The sequence below is a fragment of the Bradyrhizobium embrapense genome, assembly GCF_001189235.2.
Taxonomy (GTDB): Bacteria; Pseudomonadota; Alphaproteobacteria; order Rhizobiales; family Xanthobacteraceae; genus Bradyrhizobium; species Bradyrhizobium embrapense.
In genome coordinates, this window is sequence record NZ_LFIP02000013.1 from 1 (window position 1) to 16464 (window position 16464).

Sequence of the window (16464 nt, forward strand, 5' to 3'; positions counted from 1 at the left end):
CGCGCCCCAGCCTGGCAGCGTGCTCGCAGCCGTCAAGGACAAGCCCTGGCGGGCGCGCAAGCGCGCGTCCTTGACCGCTCCTGCGCGCGCCGCCGTCGAGATTGCGCGGGTCGGGGCGGAGAAACGGGCTTCAAGTCGAACAAAGAAACACACAACCAGCGCTAAAACCGCCGCAACAACCGTGGCATGATCAATCAGGGAAAGCCGTCCACGCCTTCCGGCTCCCCTGCAAAATCACAAACGAAGGCGACAGATCACGAGCTACAAAAACACGACATCTTCACCCGCTACGGACAGTCGCGGTGTCCGCCGGCAGCCGCTGCCGGCTACTGTGCATGGGGTTGTTTTCGATATTTTGGCAATGCGCCCCTGCGACGGCGGTCTCATAGGGTGGGCAAGGGCACTCTCGCGGCCTGCCCACCCTGCGGTTACCCCGCCCGCATCTCGGCCTTGATCATGTCGGCGGCCTTCTCGCCGATCATGATGGTCGGCGCGTTGGTGTTGCCGCCGATCAGGGTCGGCATGATCGAGGCGTCGACCACGCGCATGCCTTCGAGCCCGTGGACGCGCAGCTTCGGATCGACCACCGCGAGCGGATCATTGGTGCCCATCCTGCAGGTGCCGACCGGGTGATAGACCGTATCGGAGCGCGCCCGCAGGACGTTGCGGATGTCGTCGTCGGTGCGGACATCCGATGTGAACATGTCCTTCTGCTGCAGCGCGCGCAGCGCCGGCGTGTCGAGCAGCCGCTTCGTCATCTTGAAGCCTGCGACCATGGTCTCGACGTCGCTGTCCTCGCCGAAGAAATTCGGATCGATCGCAGGAGCCGCGAGCGGGTCGGCGCTGTTCAGCCACACGCTGCCGCGGCTGGCCGGGCGCAGCAGGCAGACATGGCAGGAGAAGCCGGTGCCCCAGCGCGGCTTGCGGCCGTGGTCTTCCACCATGGCCATGCAGAAATGCAGCTGGATGTCGGGGACGTCGAGCTCAGGCCGCGTCTTCAGGAAGCCGCCGCATTCGGCGACGTTCGAGGTCATCGGGCCGCGCCGCTGGCGCCGGTACTGCCCGATCCCCTTGATGATGCGCCCGATGCCGCCCCACGACAGTCCCGAGAAATAGGGGGCGTCGGAAGCGAAGCCGAACACGAAATCAGGATGATCCTGCAGGTTCTGTCCGACACCCGGCAGCTGATGCACGCTGGCGATGCCGTGCTTGCCGAGCGCCGCGGCGTCGCCGACGCCCGACAGCATCAGCAATTGCGGCGACTGGAACGCGCCGGCCGAGAGGATGACCTCGCGCCGCGCGCGCAGCACCTTCTTCTCCTTGCCCTGCATGTATTCGACGCCGACGGCACGCTTGCCCTCGAAGAGGATGCGGGTCGCCTGCGCCTGCGTTTCGACGCGCAGATTGGGCCGGCGGCCCATGTGCGGATGGATGTAGCCGCGCGCGGCGCTCCAGCGCTCGCCATTCCGCTGGGTCACCTGGTAGATGCCGAGCCCTTCCTGTTCGGCGCCGTTGAAATCGTCGCGGATCCGGAATTGGGCCTCGCGCGCGCCCTGCAGGAACATCTCCTTGACCGGATTGTCGGACTGCAGGCCGGTGACGTTGAGCGGGCCGCCCTTGCCGTGATATTCGCCGTCGAGCTCGGTGTTGTGCTCCGAGCGCTTGAAATAGGGCAGCACGTCGGCGTAGCTCCAGCCGGTATTGCCGAGCGAAGCCCAGTGATCGTAGTCGGCACGATGGCCGCGGATATAGACCATGGCATTGATGGCGCTCGAGCCGCCGAGCCCCTTGCCGCGCGGTTGATAGCCGATGCGGCCGTTCAGTCCCTTCTGCGGCACCGTGTCGAACGCCCAGTTGTTGAGCTTGCCCGAGAGCATCAGGATGATGGCGCCGGGCGTGGTCACCACCCAATTGTCGTTCTTGCCGCCGGCATCCAGCACCGCCACCGAGGTCGCCGGATCCTCCGACAGCCGCCCGGCCACCGCGCAGCCGCCAGAGCCTGCGCCCACCACCACGAAATCGAATGTGTCAGTCACGTACGTTTCCCCCTTGGCTATTCTTCTTTGTCATTCCGGGGCGCGCGCAGCGCGAGCCCGGAATCCATTTATCCGCGTCACTGCGGCGCGATGGATTCCGGGCTCGATGCTTCGCATCGCCCCGGAATGACAGTCACGACAACATCCGCATCACTTTCTCCAGCCGCGCGATCTTCGCGCCGTAGGGCGGATAGAGATCGGCGAGCCGGTTGAAGCGCGAGCGGTAGAACACCGGCTTCAGCTTGGTCAGCGTCTTGAATCCCCATTCGCCGTGATAGGCGCCGGTACCGGACGCGCCGACGCCGCCCATCGGCTGATAGGCCTGCGCGAAATGGAACAGGCAGTCATTGATTGTGACGCCGCCCGACACCGTGCGCGCCAGCACCTCATCGCGGGCGGCATTGTCGGTGCCGAACCAGTACAGCGCCAGCGGGCGGTCGCGCCGGTTGATGAAGGCGATCGCCTCGGTTGCGTCGCGGGTGCCCATGACCGGCAGCAGCGGTCCGAAGATCTCCTCCTGCATCACGGTCATCTCCGGCGTCGCATCGACGATGACGGTTGGCGGAAATTTCCGCACTCCCTTCCATTCGGGATCGTTCGGTGCGGCCGGCTGCATGATCGTCGCGCCCTTCGCGGCGGCGTCGGCGACGAGGCCCTCGAGCCTTGCATAGTGCCGGTCCGAGACGATCGAGGTGTAGTCGGGGTTTTTCGGATCGGCGCCGAACATGTGCTGCATGTGGCCCTGCAGCCGCAGCGCGAACGGCTGCACCGAGGCTTGCGGCACCAGCACGTAATCGGGCGCGATGCAGGTCTGGCCGGCATTGAGCAGCTTGCCGTAGGCGATGCGCTGCGCGGCCTCGTCGAGGTCGGCGGAGCCGTCGACGATCGCGGGCGATTTGCCGCCGAGCTCGAGCGTCACCGGTGTCAGGTTGCGGCCGGCCGCCTCCGCGACCAGCCGGCCCACGCGGGTTGAGCCGGTGAAGATCAGATGATCGAACGGCAGCGCGGCAAAGGCCGTTGCGACGTCGTCGTCGATATCGGTGACCGCGAGCTCGGTAGGGTCGAATTTCTTCTCGATCACCTCCGCAAGCAGCTCGGCGAAGCGCGGCACCAGCTCGCTCGGCTTGATGATGGCGCGGTTGCCGGCCGCGATCGCGGCGACCGCGGGCGCCAGGGTCAGCTGCAGCGGATAATTCCATGGCGCGATGATCCCGACCACGCCGAGCGGCTGCGGGATCAGCCGATTCCTGGCCGGCGCGAACTGCACCGTGGTCGGGATCCGCTCGGGCGCCATCCAGCCTTTGAGGTGCCTGGCCGCATGCTTGATCTCGCCGAGCACCAGCATGGTCTCGGCGATCGCAGTCTCGACGGTGGAGCGGTGGCCGAAATCGGCCGAGATCGCCGCCTCGAATCGCGCTTCGTTCTCGGTCAGCGCGGCGCGCAGGCGGCGCAGGCGGTCGAGCCGCGCCTGCAATGTCGGCGCCGGTTCGCCGCGCGACAGCTCGAATTGGCGGTGAAAGACCTCCTCAAGCGCATGCAGTCCCGGGCTCTTCAATGGCCGGTCCATGGCGTTTCCCCTCGGATGGCGTTTCCTTGACGGATTTTGTTGGCGCCAAGCTCCGCTTTTGCGCGCGATCTGGCAAGGCCCGGTTCCCGGCGGTAAAATTTGTCAGGAAAACCGGTGATTTGGACGTCACAAAATCCTCAAAAACCCGCATCCGGGGCTTTCCAAACCGTACTCACGTTGATACATACCCCTCGCACCCGATGGCTTCGGCCCGGGTTGCCTTCTCGGGAAGCATCCGGACGGATCGATCGGCGCCGTTAGACGCGTCGGTCGACAGGTTCGGGCACCCTTTCTGTAGGGCATGCAACGGTTTAACGCGGGGTGGAGCAGCCCGGTAGCTCGTCAGGCTCATAACCTGAAGGTCATAGGTTCAAATCCTATCCCCGCAACCATCTTTACTTGCGATGCAAGTTCGGACAGATCGGCCGCCCCCACCGGGCGGCCTTTTTGTTGGCGCGATGACACAGCCCCACTGGTCGGGTTTTTCGTTTGCACGGAAATCGCAAGGATTCCGGGGAGGTCGCCCCGAACGTCGATCTCGATCTTGTCCCCCACGGGTGTCAGGATGATCTCGTCGATGAGGGAGCGGATGATGTCCGCGGCCTCGCCGCGCTTCTCCTCCGCCTCATCCCGGAAGGCATCCTAGAGCTGTTGCACGTTCAGGCGGTATTGGTCCGCCATCGCAGGATGGAGCAGGGGCGGCGGCGCATCGGCTTCAGACAGGAATGCGTCAAGCTCCTTCTTCCTCTGCTCGAGGCCCACCATCTTGGCGTTGATCCGGTCCGCGGCGCCGCCCTTCAGGATCAGGTTAAGCAGGGTCTCCAACTCCCGATCGATCCTTTTGATCTCGGCCTCAGCGGCGGCAATATTCCCCGCCCTTCCATGCGCAGGCGATTCATCTCTTGTGTAAAAGTCTGGCAAAACCGCGCGAAGAGTGATGGATCGACCAAGCGCGTCTTCAAGGCGTTCAGAACGCGGGCCTCAAGCTCGTCGCCTCGGATGTTAACCCGATTGTCGCAGGTCCCCTTGTTGCGAGCTGTTGAGCAACCGATGTGCGTCTGCGAAATCGCCGAGTAGCCGCCGCCACAGCAGGCACATTTCGTCAAACCAGAGAAGAGGTACTTGGGCCGCCGGCAGCGATTGATCAGGCCAACGTCGACACTGCCGTCATCGCGAACAATCGTGTTCTCCGCTTGCCTGACCTTCGCGGCATGCCACAACTCATCGCTGAGAATACGCAGCTCCGGAACCTCCTGGACGATCCACTCGGATTCCGGATTGGGACGCGCCTGGCGCTTGCCCGTATCCGGGTCCTTCAGAAACCGCTGGCGATTCCAAACGATCTTGCCGACATACATCTCGTTATTGAGGATGCCGTTGCCACGCTTCGGGTTGCCGTTGATCGTGCTGAAACCCCAGTCACCGCCTGATGGGGCGGGGACATTGTCCTTGTTGAGGGCGAACGCGATGGTCTTCGCCGACTTGCCTGCCGCATGGTCGCGGCTTCAGTCGCCGACATAGGGCTTCTCCTCCACTCCATGAAGGGCTCCCCGGCGGAAGCGCATTGCTTGACGATCTCCTCTGGTTCGATGGCCAAGACCCTGCGTAGGCGGTCGCAGATTGAGCGCAAAGCCATGTTGCGATGACTATTCGACGCTTACCGCCTCGAAGCGCCGGGGCCGTTCCGTGAGCATATCGAGGGCAAGGGGCACGAGCTGTTCAAATACGCGGCGAAGCTCAATTACGAGGGCATTATTTTGGATGCCCCGCACCGCTCCGACCGCAACGATGGCTGGCTGAAGGTGAAGACCATCCAGCGCGATGAATTTTTGGTTGTCGGGTTTATCAAAGAGACCCTTCAGGCGTGGCGGCGCTCTACGCTGGACAGCGTCATTAGTCAGAAGAGCAAATTGAGTAAGCCACTCAGAAAATCCCAAGGCACGGTGTGCCGGCTTTTACGGCTGGCTGAAATCGAACACCGCGACATCACGTCCGAAGGCTTGCCGCGAGCGAGCTCGTTCAGGTGGATTTTCAGAAAGTAACACACGTTGTAGAGCGGCGCCCGGATTCGTACTTACATGGGCCAGATCACTGTGCGGCCAACGGCGACCGGTGATGAAACGCGCAACGCAGCGCGCCCACCTTACCCAAATAGGGAGCTGCGCCATGAAGAAACGGCGTCGTTTCAGACAAGCAGAAACCCTGCAGGAGAGGCTCAGGAAGTTCGCGGCGCAGAGCCGTGAACAAGCCAAGCAAATGCCTGCGGGCGCCGAGCGTGAACAGCTTGTCAAGAAAGCCCGTCAGGCGGAGACCGCCGCCCATCTCGATGAGTGGATGAGTTCACCGGGCCTTCAATCCCCGACATAGGGGCTTGGGGTTCTCCTCCCCTAGGCTCTTGAAGGGCTCTCGTATCCGGCGGGGGCCCTTCGCTTAGGAACCTACCTGCATCCCCGGACATTTTCTGCTTATGAGTGAGAGCGTACACCTCCTTGTCGAGAGTGCTGTCCAGATCGCCTGGGATTTCCTCGAAGCGTCAGGCGAAATTGTCGATGGCTATGAGACCAGCCGCCTCCTCGTGAAGGAAATCGGAAAGATGACGCTGACGGGGGAGCGGCGAAAAATCATGCTCGCCAACCGCGCGATCGAAGCTTACCGAAAGAACAGACAGAAGGCCGCATGAACGGACGGATTGACGAGGCTGTCGCAGCCCGGGCTTATGAGCTGTGGGAAAAGGCTGGAAAGCCTGAAGGCCGCGATGCGGAGTTCTGGCACTTGGCCGAACAGGAGCTGATCAACGAGGACAAGTCCTCACCGCTGCGGACGCCGGACACGCTGTGATCAACTCAAATTGCCCGATCTGCCACGGCCTGGCTGGGGGGCGGTCAGATCGCCACCTGACTGGAATGTCGGTATTTGGTTGTGCCTCTGGACTTAAGCTTATCGGCTGGCATCCGGATGGCGGAGCGAACGACCACCATCAATAACCTGGCTGGAATCAGGATGACCTCGAACGTCTCTACGAGACCGTCAAGGAGACCAAGGGGGTCGTCGGTCGCGGGCTATACGATGGAGCTGTCGACTGAAGAGAACGAGAGTTGCAGCCATTGCAGGGCGAGAATTGTCGGAGCGCTTTGGATCTCGTTTCCATTTACCAGCTCGATGGCGCGTCCTATCCGGTAGCGGATAACCGCGATATCTTCGCCGTCGTTCGGCGCGCCCGCGCGCACGGGCGCTGCAGCAGCATCGACACGTGCCAAGAAAAGCGTCATGATCTCGTCAGTGAGCGCTGGCGCCGGCAGGAAGTCGAACAGCCGCTTCATGGATAGCGGCATGAGCCCGATCTCTTCGACGCACTCGCGTCGCGCCGCCGCTTCGGATGTCTCGCCGGGATCGACCCCGCCGGCCACGATCTCGATCATCTCGCCGCGTCCCGTCGCGAGATGACCGCCGATCCGGAATTGGCGGGTCAGAACGACTTCATCGCGCTCGAGGTCGATTGCCAGCACGCCAACGACGCGCCCGGAGCGCAGCACGTCGCGTTCATAGGTCGCGCCCACTTCGGTCCCTTGCCGGTCCGCCACGGCGAAACGATGATAATTGCGGTAGCCGCGACCGATCGGCTGTGGAGGAGACACAGTGATCGATCGCGGTTCACGATCGCCGCCGACTAGGTTTGGCAGTGTCATTGCTGGCCGGCCAGGGTCAGCTGCGCCCGCCTGCGTCGCGCCGATGAGGCCGACGGTCGCGCGCTGACCAGAGCGGGAGCTGGAGTTGCCACGCGGAGCGAGAAGTAGGCGATTGTCGCCTGTAGACCGTCCTGCAACGCCACCCGAGGACGCCAGCCCAGTAATCGTTCCGCGGTTTCAATGACGGGCTTCCGGCGTTTGGGATCATCCTCTGGGAGTGACTCGAACCGCAGCGGCGACGCCGATCGCGTACATGCAAGAACCGTTCGCGCGATGGCCTCGATGGTGATCTCCTGGGGATTGCCGAGGTTGCAAGGCCCCGTCACCGTTGACGGACTCTCCATCAGCAATTCGAGGCCCCTGACGAGATCGTCGATAAAGCAGAAGCTTCTCGTCTGGCTACCCTCACCATAGATTGTGATCGGTTCGCCGCGCAGCGCCTGGACAATGAAATTGGAGACGACACGCCCGTCATTCTCCAGCATGCGGGGCCCATAAGTGTTGAAGATGCGGGCGACCTTCACTTCCACACCATGCGTCCGCTGGTAGTCGAACATCAAAGTCTCCGCCGCGCGTTTGCCCTCGTCGTAACAGGCGCGGGGCCCGATCATGTTGACATGACCGACATAGGTCTCGGGCTGCGGATGAACTTCGGGATCGCCATAGACTTCGCTGGTCGAGGCTTGCAGGACGCGCGCGGCTTTCTGTCGAGCCAACTCAAGCACATTCATGGTGCCGATGACGCACGTCTTCATCGTGCCGATCGGATCCCGCTGGTAGTGCCGTGGCGAGGCCGGACAGGCCAGACTGTAGATCTGGTCGACTTCCACGGAGATGCTCAATGGGTCGCGGACGTCGTGTTGGATGAATTCGAATCGCGGATGATTGAGAAGCGGCCTGATGTTGTCAAGCGTGCCGGTGAAGAGATTGTCGACACAGATCACGCGTTCGCCCCGACGTAACAATGCGTCACAAAGATGCGATCCGATAAAGCCAGCGCCGCCCGTGATCAACACGGTGCGTGCAGGTCGAGTGCCGGTGATCCGCGCTTGATATGTCATAGACCCTCCTCAGATCTCTGCAGCTTGCTTGCTGCGTACGCTCGGTCGGTTAACCGATTTCGATCGGCGCTGGGCGGTCGCTTCCTGTAGATAGAATTCCAGCTGACGTGCCCGATGTGCTGGCGTGTGGTCGGCCAGAATGCGCCGACGGGCTCTTGCGCCGATCGACTGCCGACGTTCGTCCGGCATGTTGCGCAGGATCTCGACGACATCGCCCGAATCGTCAACGAGCAGTATCTCGGCCCCGGGCTCCAGGATTGTCTCGATGCCCGGCCAGCGATCCGAAATGATAGGCGTTCCGCATGCGGCTGCCTCGAACAGTCGCACACTGGGCGAAAAGCCGAGAGCGCGCATATCCGCACGCGTAATGTTCAGTGTGAAACGTTGCTCTGAGTAGAAAGCTGCGTGCCGGGACGGAGCGAGATGATCGATCCGCGCGACATTCTCCGGCCACTCTATGGCAGGATACTGCGAGCCGGCGACGACAAACTGCAGGTCCGGCGCGGCTCGCGCTGGAGCGACCAATAACCGCTCGACCGAGTCTTGACGGTCAGGGCTGTAGGTTCCGAGATAACCGAGCTGCCATTTCGGCTCGCTCTGCTGGCCCCGGTAGACGTCAATATCGGCGCTGCAATGGAGTACGCGTGCGAGCGGGCTACCATATTCGGTCTCGACGACCTTTGGCACGTCTCCTGCCGTGAATGACAAATAAAGATCAAATCGCGGGATCAGCGCCGCGGAAAGATATGGCAGACCTCGATCGAGACCGGCAAGCGTGACGGGCGTATCAATATCGTAGAAGGCCGTTATGCCCCGCGCGTTGGTGGTTACCCAATCCGCAACCGCGATGCCATCGGGAACGTATGAACCGACGATCACGACATCGGCGATGCTGATGGTCTTGCCGAATCTAAACGCAAGGTCCGGGAGCGATTGATAGAGTTCAACCGACCAGGTTGATGGCTTGGCGAGGTCGCGATGTTCGCGATACCACGGCATGTCCCGCTCCAGGAATGTCACGCGATGGTCGCGCTGCGCCAGGGCCTCGATCAGAGCGCGATAGGTGGTCGCGTGACCGTTCCCCCAAGACGAGGTAACCGATAGTCCAATGACGACAATGCTGAGGGTCATTCCGCTGCCTCTATTCTCGCTGCTCTTTCCGCGAACAGCGTGTTGAACTGCCGCGCGCGCTGCCGGTAGGTGTGATGCGCTAAGATTCGCGCTCTTGCGCGCAACGAGATCGCGCGCGCGATCTCTCGCGTCAGCGAATCCAGATGCTCGGCGACGGCGCCGCCGCTCGATGCGACCAGTACCTCGCGCCCCGGCTCCAGGAAGGCGTCGATGCCCTTCCAGTCGTCGGTAATCAGGCATGCCCCGGCGCCGGCAGCCTCGAAAACGCGTGTCGGCGGCGAAAATCCATAGCGCGCCATGCTCTCGCGATTGACGTTCAGCGTGGCGAGGCCGGAGCAGAAGAACGCGTTATGATCGCCGGTGCCGACGTGGCCAACACGGCGGACATTGGCGGGCGTGTCCTTGTTGTCCCAGCCCGAGCCGCCCAGCACGAACTGTCTTGACGGCAAGGTGCGGGCGACCTCGAGGAAGAAGTTGTCGATCCGTTGCTCTCGGTCGGGCAAGCGGTTCGCCAGCAGGCCGAGATCGCAGCCGAACCTCGGGCTCGCCGGGGCAGGGAAATGCGTCGACGTGTCCAGCGCGTTGTAGATCGGAATGCAGTCGGGCGCACCGACGGATCGGTAGGCAGCTATAACGGGCTCGCCGCCGCCATAGGTCAAAACCAGGTCGTAGCGCGGGATCGCCCTGCGCAGATGATGGTGGGGGTGCTGCGACATCGCGTCTAGCGTCGCCGGCGCGTCAACATCCCAGTAGATGCGGACGGCGCGCGAGGGGATCTCGACCACTGCGTTCTCAAGCTCCTGATCGAAAACGCCGACGCCGCTCGCCTTGATCAGGAGGTCGGCGGACCGGGCGGCAATCTCAAGTGAACTCTGCCATCCTTCAGTTGTCGCCGGATAGACCAGAACCTTGGCCCAGGGCGGATCTGCGATATCGCGATACTGCTGGCGCTGGAAGGCGTCGGGCTCGAAGAAGCTAATATCGTGGCCAAGGGCTGCGAGCTCCTTGAGCATGCCGCGGTAGTAAGTCGCGGCGCCGTTCCAATAGGAGGAGACGAGGCTGGAGCCGAAGAAGCAGATCTTCATGCGAGCGCTCCTTCCCGCCGAGATTGTGCCGTTTGCCGCCGGGGCCCTCGGATTTGCGCGACAATGTCGAGCAGCTGAATGACGCGGTGGCGACAGGTATGTCGCTCCGCAATCGCGTCAAGGCCCGACTTCACCGTTGCGCATGCAAGCTGCGGATCGTGCAGCAGCGTCTTAAGTGCCGTCCGCATCTGATCGCCATTGCGGGCTCGCAGATAGGCGTTTTCCGGAAACAAGCGCTCGACGTCGCTCCACGGTGCGGAGACGATCGGAATGCCGCAGGCAAGCGCCTCGAACATCCGGATGGTCGGTATCCCAGGGAGCGCCTGCACATAGGGGCCGCGTGGCACATGGACCGTTGCACGTGCGGCCGCGAACGCCGCAGGCGCACGATGTGCCGGCAACCAGCCGCAATAATCCATGCCCGCCGCCTCGATCACACGCAATGCGGCCTCCGAGTAGCGCACGCCGTGAATTTCGCCGCGCAATCCCAGCTGTGACGCAGGGGAGATCAGGAACTCGATGAGTTCGGCTGCGCGCTCTCCATCGCCCCAATTTCCGATCCAGACCACGTCGTTCCGTCGCGGAATGTGCGGCATCGGGTGATAAAGACCGGTGTCCGCGGCTTCGTGCCAGGTGTAAGCACGATTAGTCCAGCCGAGCTCGAGATAGATCTCCCGCAGGATCTCGCCGAAGGCGAGCACGCCATCGAATCCGGATAGGTCAAAGCGCGCTAGTTCCTGGGGGGAAGTCACCGCGCGGTGATGGGTATCGTGAAACAGCAGCGTGTAGTCACCTGACAGGATACGATGTCGACCGATTGCCTTGAGCAGGTCAGGACGATTCCACTCATGGACGATCACGAGTCCCGCGTCGTCCAGGGCGTCTTCGAGATTGAGGCCGGGCTGATACTGCCTGATATCGATCCCGGGCAGCAGAGCGTCGGCTTCCCGCAGCGCCTGTTCGCCGCCATCACGAAGCGCGTTGAGCCGGCTCCAGCCATCGGCTGGTTCGTAGATGACCACGTCGTGCCCGAGCGCATCGAGCTCGCGCGCGACGCCGCGGAGAAAATGGGCATTGCCATTGTTCCAGCACGAGGTGAACGCATGACAGAACAGAACGCATTTCATGCCGTAATCTCCAAAGCGGGTGCGGGCGATTGGGTCGCACGAGCCGCTGGCAAGGCGGCATAGAGATCATGATACGTACCGGCCATTTGCGCCAACGAGTAGCGCCGCGACCGCTCCTGGGCGGCGTGCTGAAGCTGTACGCGCCAGTCGTAATCGGCGCAGAGTCTGTTCACCGCGCGGTTGAGCTCACGCTTGTCGGCAGGATCCACGAACAGGGCGGCGTCGTCCCACAGTTCGCGAAACGTCGGAATATCCGAGAGAACCAGCGCGCAGCCGGCCGATGCAGCTTCGAGCACAGCAAGGCCGAACGGCTCATAGAGCGCCAGGCTGACAAAGATCGCTGCCTGCTTCATGCGGGCTAGCAGCGAATCATGATCGAGCGACCCGAGCCAGATGGGGCCGGCCGGGATACGGCCCGATGTCGGGCCGGCCATCAGCACCGGCCAATCCAGTCCTTGCGCAAGCTCGGCGGTGGCAGAGAGGTTCTTAGCGGGGTCCCAAAGCCGGCCTGCCGCCAGCAGAAAGGCACGTTTGGGCGTCGGCAGCGAAACCGGCAGCGCGCCATTCCAGATCACGGTGCCGGGCGTGTTCGGGCAATAAATCTCGTGAATAGCATGCTGTAGTTTCCGGCTGGGACTGACCCAGTTATACGCCGCATTGAGGCCTTCCCGGACCGAGCTGGTGTAGTGTTGCCACGCCGGCTGGTCGAGCCATGCCGTATCGTTGCAAGCACGCGCCCAGGAGTTCACGCAGGAGTGCGCAACGACGATTGTCGGGGCCATCCAATTGAATGAGGCCTCGCGGTAGCTGTTGAGATGGATGACGTCGGGACGGATCCGTGATTCGAGGCCGGCAAGCACACGTCTGGCGTTGGGCAGATCGGCTCCGTCCGGGTCTTGCCACTCCAGCGCGAGATTGGTCTCGATCAGTTGGACGCGGAAATCACGCAGCATGCCGCGTTGCTCGGAGCTCGGAGCCGGCCCCATCACGACGAGATGAACATCCGCGCCCATGCCGACCAGCGCCGTGGCGAGCAAGCACGAGAAGTTCCAGACGCCGCCGATCGCATCGGTTGTCATCATCACGGTGAGGCGTGACGTCGCAGTCATGGCGTAACCTGCAGCTCGAGTTCGGCGAGCGGGACTGGACGTCCTTCCTGGACATCGCTGAACTGGTCGAATATCGCGAGGTAGTGCTGGTGTGCTCGCTCCCAGGCGAAGTCGTCCGGCTCGCCCCAGAGCTTTCGATAGTCCGGCGAGCCCGGATACGGATAGATCGGGACCGGATCGTTGGCCCAGACGCCGGCATCCTGCATCTGGCGTCGCCAACGCTGGACGACCGGATCGTCGTCTTCGGGCATCTCGATCAGGTTGGCTTGGACGAAGGGAACGTGCCGGCGGGCCTCGATCAGCCGGTCCGCCAGCTGGTCCGTCGTCATCTTGCAGTTCTTGGCCAGCGCTACGCGGCCCTCCGGCGTCAGGCTTTCCACGCCAGCCTCGATCGATACACAGCCGGCGCGGCCGAGCAGCGCCAGCATGTCGGGCTTCCAGAGGTCGATCCGGGTCTGGATGCCGAACTTGATGCCGCGTGCGGTCAGTCCGTGCAGAAGTTCGGCATTCGGCAGGAAGATCTCGTCGATGAAGTAGAGGTACTCGGTGTCGTGACGCCGCAGGCCGTCGATCTCGTCGAGGACCGCCGCTGCGGGACGCCGGCGATAGGCGTTGCGGAAATTCTCCTTGGCGCAGAACGTGCAGTTATAGGGGCACCCCCGCGAGGCTTCGACCTCGGCGCCGGCGCCGGTCGGTTCCGCCTCGAAGCGGTGATGATGGTGATGATGACTACGGATCATCTCGGCCGGCCATTGCAGCGCGGGCTGGTCCTTGAAGGCGACGGCCTGCGGTCCGCCGTTGACCCGAACGGTTCTGCCATCGAGGAAGCAGAGTCCGGCGAAATCGCGATCGCCATTGGCAAGGCGCACCAACGCGCGCTCGCACTCGCCCATCACCACGATATCTGCGCCGAGCTTGCGCAGCGCCGTTCTCGGCGTCGTCGATCCGTGCGGACCGACGGCGACCAGGGTTGGTGCCAGACCGAACAGCGAGAGCAGCAGTTCCTGTGGGATACGCAGCTCGGGCGGTGCGCAGCGCCAGAACAAATAGGTCGGCGCAGTGGTGACCGCGATCAGATCAGGCCTGAAGGCGCGGAGCTCGGCCTCGATTTCGCAATGCGAGAGGTCGAACATATGGGCATCGAGCAGTAGCGTCGGGTGACCGGCTTGACGCAGATAATGCGCGGAGATGCCGAACTCGATCGGCAAGTGTGTTTGGCGACAACCGAAATAGATGCTGCCGTCGAAATTCCAATTCGGATTGATCAGAGCAACGCGGGTCATGCCGAGGCTCCCTTGTGTACGACGGATGGCCCGAACCGGCCGTCGAGCCAGGCATGCAGCGACTGCAAGCCCTCGCGCAGCGGGACCTTCGGCGTCCAACCCAACAATTTGGTGAGCGCGCTGGTGTCCGTGACGTACCAGGGCTGGTCGCCAGGCCGCCAGTCGGCGAACCCGTATTGCACCTCGCGGCCGGTCAGCTGCGCGATCTCGTCGATCAGCTCGAGCAGGCTCACCGCATTGGAGGAGCCGCCACCAAGGTTGAACACGCGGCCACGGCTGAGTCCGATTTGGTCGAGCGCCGACAGCCAGACCTCGGCGGCATCATTGACATGCAGCGCATCGCGCACCTGATATCCATCGCCGTAGATTGTCAGGGCTCGGTTCTCGATCGCGCTCCTGAGGAAATGTGCGATCCAGCCCTGATCTTCCGTGCCGAACTGCCGAGGCCCGTAGATGCAGCTCATTCGCATCACGACAGTTTGCAACCCGAACACCCGGGCATAGTCATGGACATACTGATCGGCCGTGCCCTTGGAGCAGCCATACGGGCTATAAAAATCGAGCGGCGTGTCCTCGGAGACGCCTCGAGCAACGCCGTCGGCAACCGGCACGTAGCGCCGGTCTACGCGGGTAACGCCGGTCTGGTCACCCAGCCGGCCATAGACCTTGTTCGTGGACGCAAACAGGACAGGCGCCGATGGATTGTGCAGGCGGACGGCCTCCAGCACGTTGAGAGTCCCGTGCGCGTTGGTCTCGAAATCGCCTGCGGGGTCGGACAGGCTGTCGGTAACGGCTACCTGGGCCGCGAGGTGCAGCACGGCGCGAGCGTCCTTAACGGCATCGATGACGGGAATAGGATCGCGAATATCAGCGACGACGATCTCGACCCGTCCGCCATGTCTCGACTTGAGCCAGTGCGCATTTTCGCGAACGCCGGTGCGGGCGAGACTATCGAAGACCACGACTGAGTCGCCGCGGGCCGCAAGCCGGTCTGCGAGGTTGCAGCCGATGAAGCCGCAGCCGCCGGTCACCAGCACGGGTCTGTTCTGGCCTGCGTCCATCATGCCACCAGTCCCCGGCGTGACAGTTCCTCGGCAGCCCGCTCGACATGGTCATCGGCGATCTGATCGGCTAGGTAACCGGACAGCTCGTCAAGACCGTCCTCAAAGGCGACATTCGGCGCAAAATCCAGCTCGGCAGATGCCTTGCTGATATCGGCGAAGCAATGGCGGATGTCGCCGACACGGTACTTTCCGGTAATCTCGGGCGCGATGTCGGTTCGGCCCATGACCTCGGCGAGGCTCTGCGCGACGGACAGGATCGTCCGGCTCTGACCTGAACCGATGTTGAAGACCTCCGAAGCGTGGCGCGACTCCAGCGCTAGATGGCAGGCTCGCGCTACATCGCTGACGTGGACGAAGTCGCGGCGCTGCAGACCGTCCTCGAACACCAGGGGCGACCTGCTGTTCAGCAGCCTCGCGGCGAAGATCGCCAAGACGCCCGTGTAGGGATTTGACAGCGCCTGGCGCGGACCGAACACATTGAAAAAGCGGAGTGCGACGGTCCGGATACCGTAAGCCTTTCCAGTGATCAGGCACATGCGTTCCTGCGCATATTTGTTCAGCGCATAGATTGAGCTGAGGCATGGTAGCTTGGATTCGGGAGTCGGCACCGGCTCCAGGTTTCGCCCGACGCTGTCGTGCAACTCCCAGTCGCCGTCGCGGAGCTGATCGATCGAACGGTCGCCGGCGGCGTACGCGACATGATCGATGCCTCGATACAATCCCTCGCCGTAGACGCTCATTGAGGATGCGACAACGAGTCGTTCGACAGGGTGCCGCGACAGAGCCTGGAGCAGCTGCGCGGTGCCAAGCTCGTTGGTCCTGACATAGGACGCGATGTCGTACATGCTCTGACCCACGCCAACCGACGAGGCCAGATGCAGCACTTTGTCTACGCCCCGCAGCGCGCGCTCAATGGCAAGCTCATCCGTGATGTCGCCGACCATGAGGTCTGCGTCCTTGTTCAAATAGGACGGGCGCTTGCCGTCCGGGCCATGGACCTGCAAAGACAGATTGTCCAGCAATCGGACCTCGTAGCCTGCGGCAAGCAACGTGTCGGCAGCATGTGAGCCGATAAATCCGGCGCCGCCAGTAATCAAAACACGAGTCATTCGCCGCTGCTCCCTGTCCGAGATGAGGCCAGACCGGTGTCTGGCCGGGAGATGAGAGTGGAAGCGCGCTACGAAGTTGGTCGATCGACCGCGCGCCAATCACATTGAAAGAAAGACGCGTGCGGAGGAATGTTCGTTCCTGCGAAATGTACAAACGATAATTTCGCTAATCTGGATCAATAACCTGAGTGAATCGCAATGGCATG

At 62.7% G+C, this 16464-nt stretch carries 18 protein-coding genes and 1 tRNA gene; 6 read left to right on the plus strand and 13 right to left on the minus strand.

Going from position 1 to position 16464, the window contains the following annotated elements:
• Window positions 1-190, plus strand: a 190-nt coding sequence (locus tag AKN83_RS40965) for a hypothetical protein (RefSeq protein WP_206600803.1), incomplete at its 5' end; no start/stop codon positions are given.
• 238 nt (window positions 191-428) lie between these two features.
• Here the strand turns inward: AKN83_RS40965 and AKN83_RS34340 are convergent.
• Together AKN83_RS34340 and AKN83_RS34345 are read right to left on the minus strand one after the other, a co-directional pair.
• Window positions 429-2036 carry a GMC family oxidoreductase gene (locus AKN83_RS34340; RefSeq protein ID WP_050400763.1) on the minus strand — a complete coding sequence of 536 codons (1608 nt, stop codon included), beginning with the start codon at window positions 2034-2036 and terminating at the stop codon, window positions 429-431.
• Between the two features lie 133 nt (window positions 2037-2169).
• Window positions 2170-3603, minus strand: a complete 1434-nt coding sequence (locus tag AKN83_RS34345; RefSeq protein ID WP_050400762.1) for a coniferyl aldehyde dehydrogenase — start codon at window positions 3601-3603, stop codon at window positions 2170-2172.
• Between the two features lie 315 nt (window positions 3604-3918).
• Between AKN83_RS34345 and AKN83_RS34350 the strand changes: the two genes are divergently transcribed.
• Window positions 3919-3995 (plus strand) — tRNA-Met (locus AKN83_RS34350).
• Between the two features lie 250 nt (window positions 3996-4245).
• Here the strand turns inward: AKN83_RS34350 and AKN83_RS41520 are convergent.
• The gene (locus AKN83_RS41520) at window positions 4246-4428 is read right to left on the minus strand and encodes a hypothetical protein (protein ID WP_244522200.1); all 183 of its coding nucleotides are present in this window, start codon (window positions 4426-4428) and stop codon (window positions 4246-4248) included.
• The gene (locus AKN83_RS41525; protein WP_244522211.1) at window positions 4407-5072 is read right to left on the minus strand and encodes a recombinase family protein; all 666 of its coding nucleotides are present in this window, start codon (window positions 5070-5072) and stop codon (window positions 4407-4409) included. The genes AKN83_RS41520 and AKN83_RS41525 overlap by 22 nt, the downstream gene beginning before the upstream one ends.
• A gap of 288 nt (window positions 5073-5360) precedes the next feature.
• Here AKN83_RS41525 and AKN83_RS40195 point away from each other — a divergent pair, with 288 nt between their 5' ends.
• The 4 genes from AKN83_RS40195 to AKN83_RS38955 all read left to right on the plus strand — a co-directional run bounded on the left by AKN83_RS40195 (window position 5361) and on the right by AKN83_RS38955 (window position 6441).
• Window positions 5361-5645, plus strand: a complete 285-nt coding sequence (locus tag AKN83_RS40195; protein WP_050400759.1) for a hypothetical protein — start codon at window positions 5361-5363, stop codon at window positions 5643-5645.
• Window positions 5646-5769: 124 nt separating this feature from the next.
• Complete coding sequence (locus AKN83_RS34370) at window positions 5770-5970, plus strand: hypothetical protein (protein ID WP_050400776.1); 201 nt, start codon at window positions 5770-5772, stop codon at window positions 5968-5970.
• A 100-nt stretch (window positions 5971-6070) separates the two neighbouring features.
• Window positions 6071-6283, plus strand: a complete 213-nt coding sequence (locus tag AKN83_RS34375) for a hypothetical protein (RefSeq protein ID WP_050400758.1) — start codon at window positions 6071-6073, stop codon at window positions 6281-6283.
• Window positions 6280-6441 (plus strand): DUF2934 domain-containing protein, encoded by a 162-nt coding sequence (locus AKN83_RS38955; RefSeq protein ID WP_083992367.1) that lies wholly within the window; start codon window positions 6280-6282, stop codon window positions 6439-6441. The genes AKN83_RS34375 and AKN83_RS38955 overlap by 4 nt, the downstream gene beginning before the upstream one ends.
• Before the next feature lie 221 nt (window positions 6442-6662).
• Here AKN83_RS38955 and AKN83_RS34380 read toward each other — a convergent pair whose 3' ends face one another.
• From AKN83_RS34380 to AKN83_RS34420, 9 genes are read right to left on the minus strand one after another with little or no spacing between them, the layout of a single operon-like run.
• Complete coding sequence (locus AKN83_RS34380) at window positions 6663-7289, minus strand: NUDIX domain-containing protein (protein ID WP_063695665.1); 627 nt, start codon at window positions 7287-7289, stop codon at window positions 6663-6665.
• A complete protein-coding gene (locus AKN83_RS34385) occupies window positions 7286-8350 on the minus strand; it encodes a UDP-glucuronic acid decarboxylase family protein (protein WP_050400756.1) in 1065 nt (354 codons plus the stop codon). The genes AKN83_RS34380 and AKN83_RS34385 overlap by 4 nt, the downstream gene beginning before the upstream one ends.
• A 9-nt stretch (window positions 8351-8359) precedes the next feature.
• On the minus strand, window positions 8360-9481 hold the full coding sequence (locus AKN83_RS34390; protein ID WP_050400755.1) for a CgeB family protein: 1122 nt from the start codon (window positions 9479-9481) through the stop codon (window positions 8360-8362).
• A complete protein-coding gene (locus AKN83_RS34395) occupies window positions 9478-10566 on the minus strand; it encodes a CgeB family protein (protein ID WP_050400754.1) in 1089 nt (362 codons plus the stop codon). Before AKN83_RS34395 ends, AKN83_RS34390 begins: the two co-directional genes overlap by 4 nt.
• Entirely contained in the window at window positions 10563-11693 is a 1131-nt protein-coding gene (locus AKN83_RS34400; protein WP_050400753.1) for a CgeB family protein, read from the minus strand. Before AKN83_RS34400 ends, AKN83_RS34395 begins: the two co-directional genes overlap by 4 nt.
• Complete coding sequence (locus tag AKN83_RS34405; protein WP_050400752.1) at window positions 11690-12802, minus strand: glycosyltransferase family 4 protein; 1113 nt, start codon at window positions 12800-12802, stop codon at window positions 11690-11692. The genes AKN83_RS34400 and AKN83_RS34405 overlap by 4 nt, the downstream gene beginning before the upstream one ends.
• Window positions 12799-14085 carry a TIGR04295 family B12-binding domain-containing radical SAM protein gene (locus AKN83_RS34410; protein WP_050400751.1) on the minus strand — a complete coding sequence of 429 codons (1287 nt, stop codon included), beginning with the start codon at window positions 14083-14085 and terminating at the stop codon, window positions 12799-12801. The genes AKN83_RS34405 and AKN83_RS34410 overlap by 4 nt, the downstream gene beginning before the upstream one ends.
• Window positions 14082-15149 (minus strand): NAD-dependent epimerase/dehydratase family protein, encoded by a 1068-nt coding sequence (locus AKN83_RS34415; RefSeq protein ID WP_157113702.1) that lies wholly within the window; start codon window positions 15147-15149, stop codon window positions 14082-14084. The genes AKN83_RS34410 and AKN83_RS34415 overlap by 4 nt, the downstream gene beginning before the upstream one ends.
• Window positions 15146-16258 (minus strand): NAD-dependent epimerase/dehydratase family protein, encoded by a 1113-nt coding sequence (locus tag AKN83_RS34420; protein WP_050400749.1) that lies wholly within the window; start codon window positions 16256-16258, stop codon window positions 15146-15148. Before AKN83_RS34420 ends, AKN83_RS34415 begins: the two co-directional genes overlap by 4 nt.
• Window positions 16259-16464: the final 206 nt, after the last annotated feature.

What these genes read in the sequence shown, in the direction of transcription:
- AKN83_RS34385 (WP_050400756.1), bottom strand. Translation starts at nt 8,350, where the DNA reads ATGACATATCAAGCGCGGATCACCGGCACTCGACCTGCACGCACCGTG.
- AKN83_RS34405 (WP_050400752.1), bottom strand. Translation starts at nt 12,802, where the DNA reads ATGACTGCGACGTCACGCCTCACCGTGATGATGACAACCGATGCGATC.
- AKN83_RS38955 (WP_083992367.1), top strand. Translation starts at nt 6,280, where the DNA reads ATGAACGGACGGATTGACGAGGCTGTCGCAGCCCGGGCTTATGAGCTG.
- AKN83_RS34390 (WP_050400755.1), bottom strand. Translation starts at nt 9,481, where the DNA reads ATGACCCTCAGCATTGTCGTCATTGGACTATCGGTTACCTCGTCTTGG.
- AKN83_RS34415 (WP_157113702.1), bottom strand. Translation starts at nt 15,149, where the DNA reads ATGATGGACGCAGGCCAGAACAGACCCGTGCTGGTGACCGGCGGCTGC.
- AKN83_RS34395 (WP_050400754.1), bottom strand. Translation starts at nt 10,566, where the DNA reads ATGAAGATCTGCTTCTTCGGCTCCAGCCTCGTCTCCTCCTATTGGAAC.
- AKN83_RS34380 (WP_063695665.1), bottom strand. Translation starts at nt 7,289, where the DNA reads ATGACACTGCCAAACCTAGTCGGCGGCGATCGTGAACCGCGATCGATC.
- AKN83_RS34400 (WP_050400753.1), bottom strand. Translation starts at nt 11,693, where the DNA reads ATGAAATGCGTTCTGTTCTGTCATGCGTTCACCTCGTGCTGGAACAAT.
- AKN83_RS34420 (WP_050400749.1), bottom strand. Translation starts at nt 16,258, where the DNA reads ATGACTCGTGTTTTGATTACTGGCGGCGCCGGATTTATCGGCTCACAT.
- AKN83_RS34410 (WP_050400751.1), bottom strand. Translation starts at nt 14,085, where the DNA reads ATGACCCGCGTTGCTCTGATCAATCCGAATTGGAATTTCGACGGCAGC.
- AKN83_RS34345 (WP_050400762.1), bottom strand. Translation starts at nt 3,603, where the DNA reads ATGGACCGGCCATTGAAGAGCCCGGGACTGCATGCGCTTGAGGAGGTC.
- AKN83_RS34375 (WP_050400758.1), top strand. Translation starts at nt 6,071, where the DNA reads ATGAGTGAGAGCGTACACCTCCTTGTCGAGAGTGCTGTCCAGATCGCC.
- AKN83_RS34370 (WP_050400776.1), top strand. Translation starts at nt 5,770, where the DNA reads ATGAAGAAACGGCGTCGTTTCAGACAAGCAGAAACCCTGCAGGAGAGG.